The 19,186-nt window shown below is 72.5% G+C and carries 15 protein-coding genes; 7 read left to right on the top strand and 8 right to left on the bottom strand.

All coding sequences use genetic code 11. From position 1 onward, the window contains the following. Positions 1–6: 6 nt before the first annotated feature. The 5 genes from ACGFRG_RS12415 to ACGFRG_RS12395 all read right to left on the bottom strand — a co-directional run bounded on the left by ACGFRG_RS12415 (position 7) and on the right by ACGFRG_RS12395 (position 5,774). On the bottom strand, positions 7–900 hold the full coding sequence (locus tag ACGFRG_RS12415; RefSeq protein WP_361429987.1) for a carbohydrate ABC transporter permease: 894 nt from the start codon (positions 898–900) through the stop codon (positions 7–9). Position 901: 1 nt separating this feature from the next. Next, positions 902–1,843: a sugar ABC transporter permease gene (locus tag ACGFRG_RS12410; protein WP_361429988.1), complete on the bottom strand. Its 942-nt coding sequence runs from the start codon at positions 1,841–1,843 to the stop codon at positions 902–904. A gap of 17 nt (positions 1,844–1,860) precedes the next feature. Continuing rightward, positions 1,861–3,204 (bottom strand): ABC transporter substrate-binding protein, encoded by a 1,344-nt coding sequence (locus ACGFRG_RS12405; RefSeq protein ID WP_361429989.1) that lies wholly within the window; start codon positions 3,202–3,204, stop codon positions 1,861–1,863. A gap of 120 nt (positions 3,205–3,324) precedes the next feature. Then, on the bottom strand, positions 3,325–4,530 hold the full coding sequence (locus ACGFRG_RS12400) for an ROK family transcriptional regulator (protein WP_393263437.1): 1,206 nt from the start codon (positions 4,528–4,530) through the stop codon (positions 3,325–3,327). A gap of 155 nt (positions 4,531–4,685) precedes the next feature. Next, positions 4,686–5,774, bottom strand: a complete 1,089-nt coding sequence (locus ACGFRG_RS12395; protein ID WP_393263435.1) for a mechanosensitive ion channel family protein — start codon at positions 5,772–5,774, stop codon at positions 4,686–4,688. Between the two features lie 254 nt (positions 5,775–6,028). Here ACGFRG_RS12395 and ACGFRG_RS12390 point away from each other — a divergent pair, with 254 nt between their 5' ends. After that, positions 6,029–6,565 (top strand): HNH endonuclease, encoded by a 537-nt coding sequence (locus tag ACGFRG_RS12390; RefSeq protein ID WP_188278129.1) that lies wholly within the window; start codon positions 6,029–6,031, stop codon positions 6,563–6,565. A gap of 28 nt (positions 6,566–6,593) precedes the next feature. On the opposite strand, the gene ACGFRG_RS12385 is transcribed toward ACGFRG_RS12390, so the two are convergent. Next, positions 6,594–9,650, bottom strand: coding sequence for a beta-N-acetylglucosaminidase domain-containing protein (locus ACGFRG_RS12385; RefSeq protein WP_393263433.1), 3,057 nt, complete (start codon positions 9,648–9,650; stop codon positions 6,594–6,596). A gap of 227 nt (positions 9,651–9,877) precedes the next feature. Here ACGFRG_RS12385 and ACGFRG_RS12380 point away from each other — a divergent pair, with 227 nt between their 5' ends. From ACGFRG_RS12380 to ACGFRG_RS12370, 3 genes are all read left to right on the top strand, one after another. Beyond that, positions 9,878–10,057 carry a hypothetical protein gene (locus ACGFRG_RS12380; RefSeq protein ID WP_361430002.1) on the top strand — a complete coding sequence of 60 codons (180 nt, stop codon included), beginning with the start codon at positions 9,878–9,880 and terminating at the stop codon, positions 10,055–10,057. Positions 10,058–10,061: 4 nt separating this feature from the next. Then, complete coding sequence (gene malQ, locus ACGFRG_RS12375) at positions 10,062–12,236, top strand: 4-alpha-glucanotransferase (RefSeq protein ID WP_393263431.1); 2,175 nt, start codon at positions 10,062–10,064, stop codon at positions 12,234–12,236. 93 nt (positions 12,237–12,329) lie between these two features. Next, on the top strand, positions 12,330–12,560 hold the full coding sequence (locus ACGFRG_RS12370; RefSeq protein WP_361429993.1) for a hypothetical protein: 231 nt from the start codon (positions 12,330–12,332) through the stop codon (positions 12,558–12,560). A gap of 97 nt (positions 12,561–12,657) precedes the next feature. On the opposite strand, the gene ACGFRG_RS12365 is transcribed toward ACGFRG_RS12370, so the two are convergent. Continuing rightward, the gene (locus ACGFRG_RS12365; RefSeq protein WP_361429994.1) at positions 12,658–13,158 is read right to left on the bottom strand and encodes a MarR family transcriptional regulator; all 501 of its coding nucleotides are present in this window, start codon (positions 13,156–13,158) and stop codon (positions 12,658–12,660) included. A 152-nt stretch (positions 13,159–13,310) separates the two neighbouring features. Here ACGFRG_RS12365 and ACGFRG_RS12360 point away from each other — a divergent pair, with 152 nt between their 5' ends. From ACGFRG_RS12360 to ACGFRG_RS12350, 3 genes are all read left to right on the top strand, one after another. Further along, a complete protein-coding gene (locus ACGFRG_RS12360; protein ID WP_393263429.1) occupies positions 13,311–14,279 on the top strand; it encodes an EamA family transporter in 969 nt (322 codons plus the stop codon). A 69-nt stretch (positions 14,280–14,348) separates the two neighbouring features. Next, positions 14,349–15,323, top strand: a complete 975-nt coding sequence (locus tag ACGFRG_RS12355; RefSeq protein WP_393263427.1) for a DMT family transporter — start codon at positions 14,349–14,351, stop codon at positions 15,321–15,323. Between the two features lie 9 nt (positions 15,324–15,332). Then, positions 15,333–16,244: a LysR family transcriptional regulator gene (locus ACGFRG_RS12350; RefSeq protein WP_361429996.1), complete on the top strand. Its 912-nt coding sequence runs from the start codon at positions 15,333–15,335 to the stop codon at positions 16,242–16,244. Between the two features lie 309 nt (positions 16,245–16,553). Here the strand turns inward: ACGFRG_RS12350 and pepN are convergent, their stop codons facing one another. Continuing rightward, positions 16,554–19,124, bottom strand: coding sequence for an aminopeptidase N (gene pepN / locus ACGFRG_RS12345; RefSeq protein ID WP_393263425.1), 2,571 nt, complete (start codon positions 19,122–19,124; stop codon positions 16,554–16,556). Positions 19,125–19,186: the final 62 nt, after the last annotated feature.

Raw genomic sequence — 19,186 nt, 5'->3', positions numbered from 1 at the left:
CAGACGTCAGCCCTTCACTCCGGTCAGTGTGACACCCTCGACGAACGCCTTCTGGGCGAAGAAGAAGACGAGGATGACAGGGGCCATGACCAGAACGGTCGCGGCCATGGTCAGGTTCCAGTCGGTGTGGTGCGCGCCCTTGAAGGACTCCAGGCCGTACGACAGGGTCCAGGCGCCCGGGTTCTCCGAGGCGTAGATCTGAGGTCCGAAGTAGTCGTTCCAGGCGTAGAAGAACTGGAAGAGCGCGACAGCGGCGATGCCGGGCTTCGCCATCGGCACCACCACCCGCAGCAGCGTCCGCAGCTCCCCGCAGCCGTCGACCTTCGCCGCGTCCAGGTACTCGTTCGGGATGGTCAGCAGGAACTGGCGCAGCAGGAAGATGGAGAACGCGTCGCCGAACGCCATCGGGACGATCAGCGGCCAGAGCGTGCCCGACAGGTCCAGCTGCTTCGCCCAGAACAGATACATCGGGATGATGATCACCTGTGGCGGCAGCATCATCATCGAGATGACCAGCATCATCGACAGATTGCGGCCCCGGAAGCGGAACTTGGCGAGCGCGTACGCCACCGGCAGGGACGACACCACGGTGAGGAGGGTGCCGAGCCCCGCGTAGACCAGGGTGTTGCGCCACCAGGTCAGAAAACCCGGGGTGTCGAACACCTTCTTGTAGTTGGACCACTCCCAGTGGTGCGGGATCAGATCGCGCGTCAGCGTCTGCTGGTCGTCCATCAGCGAGGTGAGCACCAGGAAGACGAACGGCAGCACGAAGAACAGGGCCGCGGCCACCGCCAGCGCGTGCACCGCGATCCAGTGGAGCAGCGCCTTGCGGCGGGCCGTCCGGGCCGCCGGGGTGGCCGCGGCCGTCGTCGGCGGGTAGGCCGGATCGGTCGTCGCCATGTCAGTCACCTGCCTGGATCAGTCCGCCGCGGCGCCGCATCAGCAGGGCGGTGAAGGCCATGGAGAGGGCGAAGAGCACCAGCGCGACCACGCACGCGGAGCCGTACTCGAAGCGCTGGAAGCCCAGGTTGTACACGAGTTGGGGCAGGGTCAGCGTCGACTTGTCCGGGTAGCCCGGCTCGAACTGCTGCCCGGAGTTGCCGATGATCCCGGAGGCGACCTTCCCGGCCACCAGCGGCTGGGTGTAGTACTGCATGGTCTGGATGATCCCGGTCACCACCGCGAACATCACGATGGGCGAGATGTTCGGGAGCGTCACGAACCGGAACCGCTGCCAGGCCGAGGCCCCGTCCAGCTCGGCGGCCTCGTACTGCTCCTTCGGCACGTCGAGCAGCGCGGCCATGAAGATGACCATCAGGTCGCCCACCCCCCACACCGCCAGCATGGTGAGCGCGGGCTTGGACCAGGAGGCGTCGGTGAACCAGTCGGGCGCGGGGACGCCGAGGTCGGTCAGGACCGAGTTGACCGGGCCCGTACCGGGGTTGAGCAGGAAGACGAAGCCGAGCGTGGCGGCCACCGGCGGCGCCAGGTACGGGAGGTAGAACAGCGTCCGGAAGACCCCGACGCCTGTCTTGATCTTGGTGACCAGCATCCCGACGCCCAGGCCGAAGACGACCCGGCAGGTGACCATCACGATCACCAGCCACAGCGTGTTGCGCAGCGCGGGCCAGAACAGCGGGTAGTCGTCGAAGACGTACGACCAGTTCTTCAGGCCCGTGAAGGAGGGAGCCGCGAAGCCGTCGTAGTCGGTGAAGGAGAAGTAGACCGTGGAGAAGAGCGGGTAGGCGAAGAAGACGCCGAAGCCGATCAGCCACGGTGACATGAAGGCCAGGGTCCGCAGCGCGGCCCGGCGGCGCTTGGCGCGCAGCGTGTACGTGCTCATGAGGGGACCGGACCGGCTTACTTGGCCTGGGCGATCGCGGCGTCGATCTCCCGGGCGGTCGCGTCCAGACCGGCCTTGACGTCCGTCTGCTTGCCCTTCTCGACGTCGTAGCCGAGGTTCTGCAGGGAGAGCAGGTACTGGCCGCCGTTGACCGAGGCGGGGGTGGTCGTCGAGTTCGGGTTCTGCGCGATGTCCAGGAACGTCTTGAAGCGCGGGTCGTACTTCAGGTTCGGCGACTTCAGCGCGTCCAGGGTGGACGGCACGTTGTGGATGGCGTTGGCGAAGTTCACCACCGCGTCCGTGTCGGTGGCCAGGAACCTGACCAGCTCCCAGGCGGCGTTCTGCTTGGCGGAGGTGGCGGGGATGCCGACGATGGTGCCGGTGACGTAGCCCTTGCCGGCGGTGGCGACCTGGTCGTCCGGCACCGGCAGCGGGGCGACCCCTATCTCGAACTTCGGCTTGGCCTCCTCGGCCATCGCCAGGCGCCACTCGCCGTCCATCTGCATGGCGACCTGGCCCAGGTGGAAGGGGTGCTTGGCGCCGAACTCGTCGCCGAAACCGGTCCGGAACTTCTCCAGCTTCTGGAACCCGCCCAGGTCGTCCACCAGCTGCTTCTGGAAGGCGAGGGCCTTGGCGAAGGCCGGGTCCTTGGCGATGTTCGACTTGCCGCTGGAGTCGAAGTACGTGGGCGACCACTGCGCGAGGTAGTGCTCGGTGGTGGACTCGTAGCCGTGGTAGGTCGGCATGAAGCCCAGCTGCTCGTACGAGTCGCCCTTGGTCTTCGTCAGCTTCTTGGCGTCCTCGGCGAACTCGGTCCAGGTCTTGGGGGGTTCGGCGATCCCGGCCGCCTTGAAGGCGTCCTTGTTGTAGTAGAGCGCGTACGCGTCACCGAGCAGCGGGAGCGTGCAGCGCCTGCCCTGGAACCGGGTGTACTCGTTCATCGCCTTGGGGAACGTCTTGGCGGGGTCGATCCCGTCCTTCTTCAGGAAGGCGTCGAGGTCGACGAAGGCGTGCGACGAGCAGAACTTGCCGACGTTGTTGGTGGTGAACGAGGAGACCACGTCCGGCGCGCTCGAACCGCCCGCGCGCAGCGCCTGGTTGATCTTGTCGTCGTTGATGTTGCCGACGACCTTCACATGGATGTTGGGATGCGCCTTCTCGAAGGCGTCCACATCGGCCTGGATCGCCTTGACCTCGTCGGGCGCGCTCCACCCGTGCCAGAAGGTGATCGTCGTCTCCTTGGACGGGTCGTCCTTGGCGGAGGAGGTGCTCTGGCCCGTACAGGCGGACGCGAACAGGGCGATGGAGGCGGACGCGGCGAGCGCGGCGGCCGCCTTCCGGTTCCGGCGGATTGCGGACATGGCGAAGTCTCCCGGGGCAGGGTCGGGGATGCGGGCAGGACGGGGTACGGCGGGGTGCGTCTCGACGAGACGCGCCTCAAGGCCCAGGGCCCACGGGCAGGCGTCTCGACGGGAGGCGTCTCAGCGCGAGGTGTCGAAGACTTCGTCCCGGGTGGTGGCCAGGGCGCTCTCCAACGCGCCCCGCAGCACCGGGTGACGGGTCACCTCGCCGATGACGAGCCGGGGCCGCGAGGCGGCCAGCTCGCCCAGCTCGGTCTGGACGAGCTCGCGCAGCGGCTCGCCCCCGGCGGCGATCAGCGCGCCGGAGAGGACGACGAGTTCGGGATCGAGTACGGCGACAAGCGAGGCGAGACCGGTGGCCAGGCCGGTGGCGAACGTCTCCAGGAGCTGCCGGTACGGCCCGTCGTCGGCCTCGGCCGCCCGGGCGACCAGCGCGACGGCGACCTCGATGGGGGTGCCGCCGGGGATGTCCGGCACTGCGAACTCCCGGGCCAGCCGGGGCACCACCTGCCCGCCGGCCAGCTCCTGGAAGCCGCCGCTGTTGGCCTTGGTCACATGGCGTACCAGGGGGGCGCCCGGCACCGGCAGGAAGCCGACCTCGCCCGCGCCGCCGGTGAAGCCGCGGTGCAGCCGCCCGCCCATGACGAGGGCGGCGCCGAGCCCGCCCTCGTTCCAGAGGAGCACGAAGTCGTCGTGGCCCCGGGCCGCGCCCAGGCGCTGCTCGGCGACGGCGGCGAGGTTGACGTCGTTCTCGTACTCGACCGGCATGGGCAGCGCGGCGGCGAGCTCGTCGAGCAGCGCGGGGGAGTGCCAGCCGGGCAGGTGGGAGGCGTAGCGCAGCCGGCCGGTGCCGGGGTCGAAGGCGCCGGGGGTGCCGATGACGACGCGGTGCAGATCGGCGCGGACCAGAGCGGCGGCCTTGACGGCCCCGTCGAGGGCGTCGGTCACCTGGCGCACCACGGACTCGGCGCCGCGCCGCCCGGGCGTGCGCACCTCGCACTCGCCGACCACCTTCCCGGTCACGTCCGCGACGGCGGCGCGGATGCGCTGGGGTGTGACGTCGAGCCCGGCGACGTGCGCGGCGCGCGCGTTCACCGTGTACAGCTGGGCGTTGGGGCCCGGGCGGCCTTCGGTGGTCCCGGTCGCGACGACAAGCCCGGCGGCTTCGAGCCGCGCGAGCAGCTGGGAGGCGGTGGGCTTGGAGAGCCCGGTGAGCTTCCCGATCCGGGTGCGGGACAGCGGCCCGTGCTCCAGCAGGAGATCGAGGGCGGCACGGTCGTTCATGGCGCGCAGTACGCGCGGAGTTCCCGGGGTGGTACCCGCCACGACGGTTGCACCTGCCTTCGGCTGAGGCCCGCCACGCCGCTGCTGCGGCGTGGCGGGCGACACTGTTAGGAAAGTTTCCTATTTGGTTGGGAGGACGGTAGGCCGCACGTCAGGGCCCCGTCAATGGGCCGACCCCGACGACGACCATTCCGTTACTACTTCGACAGGCTCGGTCCCGGCGGTATCGGGGCGGTGGCCAGGGACTGCGGGGACGTCGGGTTGCCCAGGGCCGAGGGGGCGGACATGGACGCCGTCGGGTCGGGGGCGGAGGCGGGCGTGTCCGTCAGCGGCGGGCCGCCCACGATGCGGATGCCCGCCGCGTCGAACGCCTCCTTGATGCGCCAGCGCATCTCGCGCTCGACGCCCAGCGCCTTGCCCGGCATGGTCTTCGCCGAGATACGGATGACCATCGACTCCAGCAGGACCTCGTTGAGGCCCAGGATCTCCACCGGGCCCCACAGCCGCTCGTTCCACGGCTCGTCCTTGGTCATGGAATCGGTGGCCTCGGCGATCACCGCGCGGACCCGGGCCAGGTCCTCGGTCGGGCGGACCCGGACGTCGACACCGGCCGTGGCCCAGCCCTGGCTGAGGTTGCCGATGCGCTTGATCTCTCCGTTGCGCACGTACCAGATCTCGCCGTTGTCGCCGCGCAGCTTCGTCACCCGCAGGCCGACCTCGACGACCTCGCCGGACGCCACGCCCGCGTCGATCGAGTCGCCGACTCCGTACTGGTCCTCCAGAATCATGAAGACGCCGGACAGGAAGTCCGTGACGAGGTTGCGCGCGCCGAAGCCGATCGCCACACCCGCGACACCCGCCGAGGCGAGCAGCGGCGCCAGGTCGATGTTGAGGACGCCCAGGACCATCAGGGCCGCCGTGCCCAGGATCAGGAAGGACGCGACCGAGCGCAGGACCGAACCGATCGCCTCCGAGCGCTGGCGGCGGCGCTCGACGTTGACCAGCAGACCGCCGAGCGCGGTGCCCTCCACGGCCTGGGCGCTGCGGTTCATCCGGTCTATGAGCTTGGTCAGTGCCCGGCGTATCAGCACCCGCAGCACCGAGGCGATGATCAGGATCAGCAGGATGCGCAGGCCGATCGCGAGCCACGTCGACCAGTTCTGCTCGACCCAGCCGGCGGCCTCGGTGGCCGACTTCTGGGCGTCGTCGAGAGTGACCGGGGTGGTCGTCGGGCCGGTGGGATCGGGGGACGGGGATCCGGCGGCCAATACGGCGGGCCAGTGCACGGCGGGAACCTCCAGGACTTGCGCTGCCGACAGTGCGACGGCAGGCCAACCACACTAACGGGGCAACCCATGTGCTTCGGTGCCGTGTTCGAGGGAGAGACGGACCCGGACGGGGGATGGTGGGGAGTGTGGTCGAAAACACTTCCAGCCCGTTACCCGGACGTGGTGGCGTTTCGACCAGGCATGAGGAGAGACTGAAGGCAGATCGTCCCGGCGCGAGCCACGCGCCGCCGGCGTACAAGGAGGCATCCACCGTGCCGCACGTCCTGGTCCTCAACGCGTCGTACGAGCCCCTCGGCGTCGTACCGCTCCGCCGCGCGCTCGTCCTCGTGCTCGAAAACAAGGCAGTCTGCCTGGAGGAATCCGGCGCCTTCATGCATAGCGCGACCCGTGCCGTCCCCGCGCCCAGCGTGGTCCGGCTGAAGAGATTCGTACGGGTCCCCTACCGGGGGCCCGTTCCGCTGACCCGCCGTGCGCTCTTCGCACGGGACGGCGGGCGCTGTATGTACTGCGGTGGCGTCGCAACCAGCGTCGACCACGTCATCCCGCGCAGCCGTGGTGGTCTGCACGTCTGGGACAACGTGGTGGCCGCGTGCCGTCGCTGCAACCACGTCAAGGCCGACCGGCATCTGCTGGAGCTCGGCTGGCGCCTGCGCCATCAGCCCGCGCCGCCCAGTGGGCTCGCCTGGCGCATCATCGGTACGGGGCATCGGGATCCGCGATGGCTCCCGTACCTCCAACCGTTCGGGGCGGATGATGCTCTGGCCCGGATCGATGGCATTTCTGCCTGATTCCGGGCCAGATTTGTCTGCGCGGGCATTACTGCGCTACCGCGTACGCCTCCACCGACCACAGTGAGTAGCCGTAGGGGGTCGCTCGTGTGACGCCCTGGACGCGGAGGAAGCGGGCGTCGCGGGCGTCCATGCGGACCGCCTCCCGGCCGCCCTTGCCGTCGCGGACCGTGGCCGCCGTGCGCCAGGTGCGGCCGTCGGGGGAGACCTGGATCGTGTACGCGCTCGCGTAGGCGTCCTGCCAGTTCAGGACCACCAGGCCGACGCGGCTGCGGGCCGGCAGTTCGGCCTGCCACCAGGCGTTGTCGACGGCCGGGGAGGACCAGCGGGTCGACGGGTCGCCGTCGGCCGCCGCGCGGGCCGGGAACGCGGGGGTCTCGTCGCCGGAGGACGACGCGGCCGCGCCCGCGATCAGATCGGGGCCGACCGTGCGCGGATACGCCCGTACGGTCAGGATCCGCTCCTGTCCGGCGAAGGAGACCGGCACGCGGTACTCGCCCGCCGGGGTGCCCGGTGCTACTGAGACCTCCACCGGAACCGTCGCCGTGGCGCCGCGCGGCACCGTGGCCGCGTCCGGGAGCGTGACCGCGATGCCCCGGGGAGCGCGCGCGGCGAGCGTGCCCCGTACGTCCCCGGGCCGCGTCGACGTCAGGACCGCCGCGACCCGCTGCGGCTTGCCGCCGATCTCCGCGTCGGTCGCGTCCTTCGCCAGCTCGAAGCGGGCGCGCGGCTCGTCCGCGAACCACGGGATGAGATGCCGTACGGACCGTACGGAGTCGGAGGGGCCCGTCACGCGGACGGCGTCGGCGAGGACGCCCCCGGCGGGGGCCTGGGTCCAGCCGTCGCCCGAGAGCGGCCCGACGCTGCGCCAGCCCTGGCCCGGCACGTGCACCTGCACCAGCGCCCCGCCCTCGGCCCAGGGCACGCGCGCGGCGGCGAGGACGGGGCCGGGGCCGACGACCGGGTCGGGCGCCCGGCCCGCCGTGGCCCAGCCGGGCGGGCCCGAGCCGGGACCCACGGCGGGGCCCGGGCCGAAGCCCGCGTCGTCCATGACCGTCAGGGCCTCCACCGGGCGCACCCGCCCCAGGCCCACGGTGTACGCGTCCGGTGACACGGTGACGGCCCCGGCGGGGCGGTCCGCGCCCGTCCAGGCCGCCGACGCGTCCGCCGCGCGCGCCAGGAACGCGTCCAGGACCCCCTTGCCGACCGTGGCCGTCCCGGTCGCGGCGCTCTGCCGCAGCGGCTCCAGGGCGAGCGAGGCCCGCCAGGCGGCCGCGCCGTGGCCGTGGGCCTGCGCCTGGAGCATGTCGACGGCGACCTCCCCGGCCCGGCCGTACCGGGCGAGCCGGTCGGACCAGGGGCGGACCTCGTCGGCCAGCGCGCTGTCGGCGGCGAGCCGGTCGGGGGTCTGGCGCATCACCGTGAAGGCCGAACGCAGCCGCGCGGCCGCCGCGTCCCGCACCGCCGGGTCCGCCGAGCCGCGCGACTGCCAGAACGCGTCGAGCAGCGGGCGCAGATAGGCCGACTCGGCGCCGCTGAGCACCGACGAGGAGTCGTTGCCGGCCAGCGCGGTCAGCGCCTCGCGCACCGGCGCGTCGCCGCCCGCGAGATCGGCTATCGCGGCCCGCCAGGAGGCCTCGGGCTCGTAACCCTGCGGGTTCCAGGCGTAGTCCGCCGCCGTGAACAGCGGGATGCGGGAGGCCGACGCCTGTTCCATGGCGTTGGCGAGCAGCGCCGCCGAGCCGGTCGCGACGGCGGGCTCGCGGCCGGTGTACGGGCCGAGGAAGATCCGGCCGGGCGCCCAGTCGTTGACCGGATAGTTGTCCATCGTCACCAGGGGATGCCCGAACGCGGACCGCGCGCCCGCCAGTTCGCGCCCGGTGATGGTGCGCGGCACCACCCCGACACCCGTCCAGGCGACCTGTACGCGCGCGTCCAGGCCGTCCGCCAGCGCACCGCGGTACTTGGTGGCGCCGTCCTGGTAGTACTCCGTCGGCATCAGCGACAGCGGCTGCGAGCCGGGGTAGCGCTCGGCGAGATGGGCGGCGACGGCGTTCGCCACGCGCGCGTGGGCGCGGGCGGCGGCCGCGGGACCGCGCCCGAACGTCCTGGAGTCCTGGCCGCAGTGCCACTCGCTGTAGCTGACGTCCTGGAACTGGAGCTGGAAGGCGCGCACGCCGAGCGCCCACATCGCGTCGAGCTTGCGCAGCAGCGCCTTCACGTCGCCGTCCGAGGACAGGCACATCTCCTGGCCGGGCGCCACCGCCCAGGCGAGCGTCACATGGTTGGCGGCGGCGCGGGCGGCGAGCGTACGGAAGGCGGCGCGCTGGTCGGCCGGGTACGGGTCGCGCCACCGCGCCTGGCGGTACGGGTCGTCGCCCGGTGCGTACAGGTAGCGGTTCTGCTTGGTGCGCCCCATGAAGTCCAGCTGGCCGAGCCGCTGTTCGGGCGTCCACGGCTGCCCGTAGAAACCTTCCGTCGTGCCGCGTACGGCGGTGGCGGGCCAGTCCCGCACGCTCACCCCGGGCACGGTCGCGTCCCCGCGCGCGCCGGTGCCGATCAGCTGACGCAGCGTCTGCACGGCGTGGAAGAGCCCGTCCTCGCCGACGCCGTCGAGCGCGACGGTGTCCCGCCCGCCGACCCGGCCGACGCCGATCCGGTACCCGCCGGACGGCAGGTCCCCGCGCTCGGGCACCCGCAGGGTGCGCAGCGCGTCCTGCGCGCCCGCCCCGCCGATCAGGAACACCGGCCCGTTGCCCGCGAGCCCGTCGTGGACGGTGGCGACGCCCGCCCCGTCGAGTACGTCACCGAGCGCGGCCACCGCGTACGGGTCGGCGCCGGGGTCGGCGACCACCACGGCCTCGCTGCCCAGGCTCAGCCCGGTCCCGGCCCGCTTGACCGACTGCGGCCGGGGCCAGACGGCCGGGACGGAGTCCTGTCCGGCGTCCTTGGCGGGGCCGGTGGTGGGCTGGTCGGGCGCCCAGGGTCCCGCCGGGGCCGCGAGGGCGCCGGGGGCCGCGCCGAGGAGCCCGCCGATCACGGCCACGGCGAGAGCCGTCGCCCGCCTACCGCGCCCGAACCGCACGCCATCTCCTCGCCTCGGCACCGCTTTTGCGGCCGCCCGCGCCACAACCCGCCCCGAGCCCACCACCCCTGCGGCAAGGGTGTCAATGCGGGTGACTGTTGTGCCGGAATTGCCCCGTCCGGTGATCGTTCACGAGCGGAGAAACGTGTCGGCGCGGCGAACGCCCAGTGACGACAGTGACCCGCCTCACGTTGTACGGATGGGAGCCCGCCCACGGGGTAGGGCTGCTGTGTCCCCCGTTGCCGACACTCCGTGGAGCCCCCGTGGCCGTCTCCGCCCTCGAACAGCCCCTGACCAGCGAACCTCCGCTGGCCGACGCCGAACCGCTCACCAGCGAGCCGCCGTTGACCGAGGCGGCGCCCCTGACCAGCGAGCCGACCCCGGTGGCCGGGCCGACCGGAGCCTGATGCCATGACCCTCGCCCGGCTCGCCGCGCTGCACGGCGTCGCCACCTCGTACGACCCGTCGCCGGACCGTACGGTTCCGGTCGCGGACGCCACCGTCGTCGCGGTGCTCGCCGCGCTGGGCGTGGCCGCGGCGACCCCCGAGGCGGTGGCCGCCTCGCTGGCGGCGGCCGAACTGGCCGAGGCGGAACGCCTGTTGCCCCCCACGGTGGTCCACTGGCACACCCCGGGCCCACCGCCCCCGCCCCCGGCCTTCCTGGCCCTGCCCCCGGGCACGGTGGTCCACGTCGAGACGGAGGACGGCGGGGAGACCCGGTGGACGACACCGCGGACGGCGGAGCCACCGGGAGCGGCCGAGGCATCGCAGGCCGCCGAGCGCCCGGCGCCGCCCGAGCCGCCACCCCCCGAGCCGCCGACAGCCGAAGCCACCCCCTGGCCCGCCCTCCCCCTCGGGGTCCACCGCGTCACCGCCCGCACCCCCGACGGCCGCACCGCGCGCGCCACCCTCGTCGTGGCTCCGGGGCGCACCCCGCAACCCCCCGCCCGCACCCACGGGTTCCTCGTGCAGCTGTACTCGCTGCTCTCAGCCCGCTCCTGGGGCATGGGCGACCTCGGGGACCTCGCGGAGGTCGCCGCGTGGGCGGGGCGGGCCGTGGGGGCCGGGTTCCTCCAGATCAACCCGCTGCACGCCGCCGTCCCGGGCACCCCCACCGACCCCTCGCCCTACCGCCCCTCGTCGCGCCGCTTCCCCGACCCCGTGCACCTGCGGATCGAGGACGTCCCCGAGTACGCGTACGTACGCGACAGACGCAGGCTCGACGAACTGCTCAAGGCGGCCGACGCGCTGCGCCGATCCGTCCTGGACGACGGCGAGTTGATCGACCGGGACGCGGTGTGGGCGCTCAAGCGGGAGGCGCTGGAGGAGATCGGGCGCGTACCGCTGGCGCCGGGGCGGCGGGCCGCGTACTGCGACCATCTGGCGCGGCAGGGGCAGGCCCTGGAGGACCACGCCACCTGGTGCGCGCTCGCCGAGCGGTACGGGCCGGACTGGACCCGGTGGCCGCACGGTCTGCGCGACCCCCGCTCGGCCGCCACCGCGCGCGCCCGCCGTGAGCTCATCGACCGCGTCGACTTCCACACCCGGCTCGCCTGGCTCACCGACACCCAGCTCGCCGCCGCCCAACGGGCCGCCCGGGAGGCCGGGATGGCGGTCGGGCTCGTCCACGACCTCGCCGTCGGCGTGCACCCCGGCGGCGCCGACGCCTGGGCCCAGCAGCGGACGTTCGCCCAGGGCATGTCGGTGGGCGCGCCGCCCGACGCCTTCAACGCGCGCGGCCAGGACTGGGGCCTGCCGCCCTGGCGCCCGGACGTGCTGGCCGCGACCGGGTACGCCGCGTACCGGGGACTGCTGCGCAATCTGCTGCGGCACGCCGGGGCGCTGCGGATCGACCACGTCATGGGGCTCTTCCGGCTGTGGTGGGTGCCGCGGGGCGAGGAGCCGACGGCGGGGACGTATGTGCGCTACGACGCCGAGGCGATGCTCGCCGTCCTCGTCCTGGAGGCCCACCGCGCCGGAGCCGTCGTCATAGGGGAGGACCTGGGCACGGTCGAGCCCGGCGTACGGGAGACGCTGGCCGAGCGCGGCGTGCTGGGCACCTCGGTGCTCTGGTTCGAACGCGACTGGGGCGGCACCGGCCGGCCGCTGCCCCCCGCCGCCTGGCGCGAGGCGTGCGTGGCCACCGCCACCACGCACGACCTGCCGTCCACGGCCGCCCGGCTCACCGGCGAACACGTCGGCCTGCGCCACCGCCTCGGCCTGCTCACCCGCCCGCTCGCCCAGGAACAGGCCGAGGACGCGGCCGAGGTGGGGGAGTGGCTGTCCTGCCTCGCCCGGCTCGGGCTGCTGCCGGAGGGCGCGCGGGGCGAGGAGGGCGCGGTCCGGGCCGTCTACCGGTTCCTGCTGCGCACGCCCGCCCGGATGGTCGGGGTCTGGCTGCCGGACGCGGTGGGCGACCGCCGCCCGCAGAACCTGCCGGGCACCTGGGACCAGTACCCCAACTGGCGCCTGCCGGTGGCGGGCCCGGACGGGCGCCCGCTGGCCCTGGAGGACCTGGTCTCCTCGCCCCGCCTGCACGACCTGATGCGGGTGTTCACCGGCGTGGGGGTCCCCCCTGCTCCTTGAGAGCTTGGGGGCGCGCACCGCGCCGACGGGTGCGCGCACTCATACGGCACCCCCGGGCGCGCGCCCCACTTAGGCGTTCGCTACGTTTGGCCCGTGGACAAGAAGAACACCCTGCGCGCCGGCGCCGTGGCGGCCGGTACGACGCTGATGATGCTGCTCATGTCGAGCCCCGCCCTCGCGCTCACCCGCGACGACGGCGACGACCCGGGCAAGGGCCTGAGCGTGATGAGCACGATCGGTCTGTACGTGCTCGCGCCGCTCGCGCTCTTCGCGGTCATCGCGGGCCTGGTCATGGTCCTCGACAAGTCGCACAAGAAGGCCTGACCGCCCACGCTTCACGCCTTGAGAAGGCGCTTTGCGGTACGAGTCCGACTCGTACCGCAAAGCGCCATTTCTCATTCCGGGACCCCGCTCCGCCCGGTCAGTGCGCGGCGAGCAGCTTGCGCAGCAGATCGGACAACTGGGCCGCCTCGGCCTCGTCGAGCGCCCCGTCCAGCACCTCGTGCTGTATCGCCAGGCCCGCCGTCACCGACTCGTCGACGATCTCCCGACCCTTGTCGGAGAGCGTGACGCGCAGCCCGCGCCGGTCGTGCGGATCCGGGCTGCGGCTCAGCAGTCCGGCCTTCTCCAGCTTGTCGAGCCGCCCGGTCATCCCGCCGGTGGTGAGCATCAGCGTCGCCGAGAGCTGACGCGGCGAGAGCGTGTACGGCTCGCCGGAGCGGCGCAGCGTCGCGAGCACGTCGAACTCGCCGCGTGAGATCCCGAACCGCTTGTACTCCTTCTCGATCCGGTCGCCCATCGCGCGGGAGATGCGGTAGATCCGGCCGTAGACGGCCATCGGAACGGTGTCCAGGTCGGGCCTGACCTCCGCCCACTGTGCGGTGATGGCGTCGACGGGGTCGCGGGGGGTGGTTGCGGTCATGGGCCCAGTATCCGAGCGCAATGGGTCGGCCGCAAGAAAGTTGCTTGACGGAAAGTAGCTTAGGGGTAAGCTACTTTCCATCGAGTCACTTCCACGAGTCACTTCGGTCGAGCCACTTCGGCACCGGCTTCCCGTCTCCGTCTGGAGTCCCCATGAGCAGCGTCCGCAACCCGAGTCGCATGGCCACCATCGCGCTCACCGCCCTGGCCCCCGTCTCCTGGGGCTCCACATACGCCGTGACCACGCAGTTCCTGCCCGCCGACCGGCCGTTGTTCACCGGCATGATGCGGGCGCTGCCCGCCGGACTCGCGCTGCTCGCCGTCACGCGACGGCTGCCGAGAGGGGAGTGGTGGTGGAAGGCGGGGGTGCTCGGGGCGCTGAACATCGGGGCGTTCTTCCCGCTGCTCTTCCTCTCCGCCTACCGGCTGCCCGGCGGCATGGCCGCCGTCATCGGGTCGGTGGGGCCGCTGTGGGTGGCCGGGCTCGCCGCGCTCTTCCTGGGCGAGAAGCCGACCCTGCGCACGCTGCTCACCGGTATCGCGGCCGCGCTCGGGGTGAGCCTCGTGGTGCTGCGGGCGGCGGGCGCGCTGGACACCGTCGGGGTGCTCGCCGGGGTGGCGTCCTCGGCCTCGATGGCCGCCGGGACCGTGTTCACCAAGCGGTGGGGGCGGCCCGAGGGGGTCGGGCCGCTGGTGCTCACCGGGTGGCAGCTCACCGCGGGCGGGCTGCTCATCGCGCCGATCGCCTTCCTGACCGAGGGCGCGCCGCCCGCGCTCGACGGCCGCAACCTCGTGGGCTACCTCTACCTCGCCCTGGTCAACACGGCCGTCGCGTACTGGCTCTGGTTCCGCGGCATCGGCCGGCTGACCGCGACCTCGGTGACCTTCCTGGGCCCGCTCTCGCCGCTCACCGCGGCCGTCATCGGCTGGGCCGCGCTCGGGCAGTCGCTGGCGCCGCTCCAACTGGTCGGGATGGCGATCGCGTTCGGGGCGACGCTGGCGGGCCAGTGGACGCCGCGCGGCAAGGCCCGTACCCGTACCGTCGCCACTTCGTTCACTTCTCCTGAAGGGATCGATCAAAAAGATTCGATGGACCTGACGGTTCCTGTGGTGCGACGGTAGGGGTCCACCCGCCGAGAACGCCTCGGTGAACGGTGCACACCGAGATCCCACAGAGGAGCGACGAAGAACGTGGCAGTCCTGGAGAGCGCACCTGTCCGACCCGAGCCGACCACCGACCGCCCCACCACGGACCAGCAGGCCACCGACCGGCAGTCCGCCACCGGGGCGTCCCGCGCGTCCCGGGCCGGTGGGCGCGGACTGCTCCTCGCGGGGCTCGCCACCGTCGTCTGGTCGGGCAGCTTCGTCGCCTCCCGGGCGCTCCACGACTCCGTACCGCCCGTCCAGGCCGCCTTCTGGCGCTGGATCATCGCGCTGGCGGCGGTCGCGCCCTTCGCGGCCCGCGAGGCCTGGCGCCAACGGGCCCTGATCCGCCGCCACTCGGCCTTCGTCGCCGTCGCCGCCCTGCTCGGCGTCACCGTCTACAACACCCTCGTCAACCAGGCCGGACTCTCCACCTCGGCGGGCAACATGGGCATGATCATGGCCGCGTCGCCGGTCCTGATGGCGGTGTACGAACGGTTCGGCGGGCAGCGGCTCGGCGCGCGCCGCACGGCCGGGATGCTCGTCGCCTGCGCCGGGGTGCTGCTGCTCGTCAGCAAGGGCTCGCCGACCCCCGACTTCGCCCCGGGCGACCTGTGGATGGTCGCGGCGGCCCTCTCCTTCGCCTCGTACAGCGCGCTGCTGCGCCGCCGCCCGGCCGAACTCGGCCCGCTCGCCTTCCTGTTCAGCACGTTCGCGCTGGGCGCGCTGATGCTGGCGCCGGTGTACGGGATCAGCGTCGCCGTCCAGGGCGGGTTCGCGGCGACGCCGGGGACGGTCGGGCCGCTGGTGTACGTCGGGGTGCTGTCCTCGGCGGTCGCCTTCTTCGCCTGGAACAAGGCGATCGGCCTGATCGGCGCGGCCCGCGCGGGCGTCGTCTACTACCTCCAGCCGGTGTGCGTGGCGCTGCTCTCCTTCGCCCTGCTCGGCGAGGCGACCGGGTCGGGGCAGCTGCTCTGCATGGCGCTGATCCTCGGCGGAGTGGTGCTGGGGTCGCGCAGGTAGGTTGCGGCCATGGCCGACTGGGACATCAAGAAGCTGCGGATCCTGCGGACCCTGCACGAGCGGGGGACCGTGACCGCGACCGCCGAGGCGCTGCGCATGACGCCCTCGGCGGTCTCGCAGCAGCTGACCAACCTCGCCAAGCAGCTCGGCGTGACCCTCCTGGAGGCCGACGGCCGCCGGGTCCGCCTCACCGACGCGGCCCGTCTCGTACTGCGGCACGCGGACGCGGTCTTCGCCCAACTGGAGCGGGCGGACGCGGAGTTGAGCGGATATCTGCGGGGGGAGGCGGGCGAGGTGCGGGTGGGCGCGTTCTCGACGGCCGTGCCCGCGCTGGTGGTTCCCGCCGTGCTGCGGCTGCGGCGCAGCCATCCCGCGCTGGAGGTACGGGTACGGGAAGCGGAGGCGGCCGAGGCGTACGAGTTGCTGTCGGCCGGTGACGTCGACCTCGCCCTGTCGCTGGCCGCGCACGCGCCGAGCGCGCGTGATCCCCGCTTCACGGTGGTGCCGCTGCTCGCCGACCCGCTGGACGTGGCCCTGCCCGCCGACCACCCGCTCGCGGCGGCGCCCGGCCTGCGCCTCGCCGACCTGGCGGAGGAGGCGTGGATCTTCGGGGGCAGCGGCCCGTGGTCCGAGATCACCACGGCCGCGTGCGAGGCGGCGGGTTTCGTCCCCGCGCAGGCGCACAGCGCGGCGGGGTGGACGGCGATCCTGTCGATGGTGGCGGCGGGGATGGGGGTCGCGCTGGTCCCCCGGATGGCCGCGGTGCGGCGGGAGGGGGTGGCGATGCGCGAACTCGCCGCGGACCGTCCGTACCGCCATGTGGTGGCGGCGGTACGGCGAGGCGCGGAGTCCGCCCCGGGCGCGGGCCGCGTCCTGTCCGCCCTGCGGGCGGTTGCTTCCCCCACCCCGCCCCTTCCCTGAACCCTCCGGGGGCGGGGGTGTTCGGCTGCGGACCGTGCTGGGTTGCTCGCTCCCCCAAGTTCTCGACTCCGCTCGAACAGGGGGGACCCCCACCGCGGCGGAGCCGCAAATCGACACAGCCCCGCGCCCCTGAAGGAGGGCCCGAAGGGCCCATCTAAGGGGCGCGGGGAACTGCGCGACCAGCCACACACAACCCGCAGACGAACGGGGGTCCAGGGGTCCGGGGGCGTAGCCCCCGGGAAACCCCACCCCCACCCCTCCCCATCCCCCGGAGGGTTCAGGGAAGGGGTGGGGTGGGGGCCAATCCCGTTACGACGTCGCCGCGTCCGCCGCCTGCGCGCGCAGCGCGCGCTCCACGCCCGCTCGGGATTCCGAGATCAGGCGTCGCAGGGCCGCGTTCGGGGAGGCCGAGGCGAGCCAGGCGTCCGTGGCGGACAGGGTGGCCTGCGTGACCTGGAGCGACGGGTACAGACCCGTCGCGATCTGCTGCGCGATCTCGTGCGAGCGCGACTCCCACACACCCTTGACCGCCGCGAAGAACTTCTCCGTGTACGGCGCCAGCAGATCGCGCTGATCGGTCTGGACGAACCCGCCGATCACCGCCTCCTGCATCGCGTTGGGCAGCGTGTCGCCCTCCACGACCGACGCCCACGCCTCGGCCTTCGCCTCGGCCGTCGGCCGCGCCGCGCGCGCGGTGGCCGCGTGGCGCTCGCCCGCCGCCGTGCGGTCCCGCTCCAGCTCGGCCGCGATCGCCTTCTCGTCGGCCCGCCCGGTCGCCGCGAGGCGCTCGACGAACGCCCAGCGCAGCTCGGTGTCGACGGCCAGGCCGTCCACCGTCTCGGTGCCGTCGAGCAGCCCCTGGAGCAGGTCGAGCTGGTCGGCCGTACGGGCCGTCGCCGCGAACGCCCGCGCCCACGCCAGCTGGTGGTCGCCGCCCGGAGCCGCCGCACGCAGCTGCTCCAGCGTCGCCTCGGTCCAGCGAGCGAGGCCCGTCTCGCGCCAGTCGGGCGCCGCGTACAGCTCAAGGGCCATCTTCACCTGGCGGTGCAGCGACTGCACCACGCCGATGTCGGACTCCTTGGCGATGCCGGAAAGGACCAGCGCCAGGTAGTCGCGCGTGGCCAGTTCGCCGTCGCGGGTCATGTCCCACGCCGAGGCCCAGCACAGCGCGCGCGGCAGCGACTCGGTGAAGTCACCGAGGTGCGCGGTGACGACCTTCAGGGACTCCTCGTCGAGGCGGACCTTGGCGTACGAGAGGTCGTCGTCGTTGAGCAGGACCACGGCCGGGCGGCGGGTGCCCGCCGGGAGCTCGACGGCCGTGCGCGCCCCGTCGACGTCCAGCTCGATCCGGCGCGTACGGACCAGCTTGCCCGCCTCGTCCAGGTCGTAGAAGCCGATCGCGATGCGGTGCGGGCGCAGGGTCGGCTCGCCCTGGGCGCCCGCCGGCAGCGCCGGGGCCTCCTGGAGGACGGTGAAGGAGGTGATGGCGCCCTCGCCGTCGACCTCGATCTCCGGGCGCAGGATGTTGATCCCGGCCGTCTCCAGCCACGCCTTCGACCAGGTCTTCAGATCGCGCCCGGAGGTCTCCTCCAGCGCGCCGAGCAGGTCGGACAGGCGCGTGTTGCCGAACGCGTGCGCCTTGAAGTACGCCTGCACGCCCTGGAAGAACTCGTCCATGCCGACGTACGCGACGAGCTGCTTCAACACGCTCGCGCCCTTGGCGTACGTGATGCCGTCGAAGTTGACGAGCACGTCGTCGAGGTCGCGGATGTCCGCCATGATCGGGTGCGTGGACGGCAGCTGGTCCTGCCGGTACGCCCAGGTCTTCATGGAGTTGGCGAACGTGGTCCAGGCGTGCGGCCACTTGGAGCCGGGCGCGTACGCCTGGCAGGCGATGGAGGTGTAGGTGGCGAACGACTCGTTCAGCCACAGGTCGTTCCACCACTCCATGGTGACCAGGTCGCCGAACCACATGTGCGCCAGCTCGTGCAGGATGGTCTCGGCGCGCACCTCGTACGCGGCGTCCGTCACCTTCGAGCGGAACACGTACTGGTCGCGGATGGTCACCGCGCCCGCGTTCTCCATCGCGCCCGCGTTGAACTCCGGCACGAAGAGCTGGTCGTACTTGGCGAACGGGTACTCGTAGTCGAACTTCTCCTGGAACCAGTCGAAGCCCTGCCGGGTGACCGCGAAGATCTCGTCCGCGTCGAGGTACTCGGCGAGCGAGGGACGGCAGTAGATGCCCAGCGGCACCGACTGCCCGTCCTTCTCGTACGAGGAGTGGACCGAGTGGTACGGACCGACGATCAGGGCCGTGATGTAGCTGGAGATCCGGGGGGTGGGCTCGAAGGTCCACACGTCCTCGGAGGGCTCGGGCGTCGGCGAGTTGGAGATGACCGTCCAGCCCGAGGGCGCCTTCACGGTGAACTGGAAGGTCGCCTTCAGGTCCGGCTGCTCGAAGGACGCGAAGACGCGGCGCGCGTCCGGCACCTCGAACTGCGTGTAGAGGTACGCCTGGTCGTCGACCGGGTCGACGAAGCGGTGCAGGCCCTCGCCGGTGTTGGTGTACGCGCAGTCCGCGACGACCTTCAGCTCGTTGGGGCCCGCCTCAAGACCGGCGAGCGCGATCCGCGAGTCGGCGAACACGGCGGCCGCGTCCAGCGCGGTGCCGTTCAGGACGACCTCGTGCACGGTGGGCGCGACCAGGTCGATGAAGGTCTGCGCACCGGCCTCGGCGGAGTCGAAGCGCACGGTGGTCACGGACCGGAACGTGCCTCCCTCCTGCGCCCCGCTCAGATCGAGCTCGATCGCGTACGAGTCGACGCTCAGCAGCTTCGCCCGCTGCTGAGCCTCTTCACGGGTCAGATTCGTGCCAGGCACCCGGCCATCTCCTTCAGAACTTCAGATGTATCCATCAGATCGTGACGGTTCCGGCCATCCTT

This window comes from Streptomyces sp. NPDC048696 (assembly GCF_043198895.1).
In the GTDB taxonomy this organism is placed as follows: Bacteria; Actinomycetota; Actinomycetes; order Streptomycetales; family Streptomycetaceae; genus Streptomyces.
Note: the sequence above shows the minus strand (reverse complement) of the source record. Positions and strands in the feature narration are given on the sequence as shown.

Bases quoted from the DNA above. Each gene is read 5' to 3' on its own strand.
- ACGFRG_RS12415 (WP_361429987.1), bottom strand. From the start codon at position 900: ATGGCGACGACCGATCCGGCCTACCCGCCGACGACGGCCGCGGCCACC.
- ACGFRG_RS12360 (WP_393263429.1), top strand. From the start codon at position 13,311: ATGAGCAGCGTCCGCAACCCGAGTCGCATGGCCACCATCGCGCTCACC.
- ACGFRG_RS12365 (WP_361429994.1), bottom strand. From the start codon at position 13,158: ATGACCGCAACCACCCCCCGCGACCCCGTCGACGCCATCACCGCACAG.
- ACGFRG_RS12410 (WP_361429988.1), bottom strand. From the start codon at position 1,843: ATGAGCACGTACACGCTGCGCGCCAAGCGCCGCCGGGCCGCGCTGCGG.
- malQ (WP_393263431.1), top strand. From the start codon at position 10,062: ATGACCCTCGCCCGGCTCGCCGCGCTGCACGGCGTCGCCACCTCGTAC.
- ACGFRG_RS12350 (WP_361429996.1), top strand. From the start codon at position 15,333: ATGGCCGACTGGGACATCAAGAAGCTGCGGATCCTGCGGACCCTGCAC.
- ACGFRG_RS12405 (WP_361429989.1), bottom strand. From the start codon at position 3,204: ATGTCCGCAATCCGCCGGAACCGGAAGGCGGCCGCCGCGCTCGCCGCG.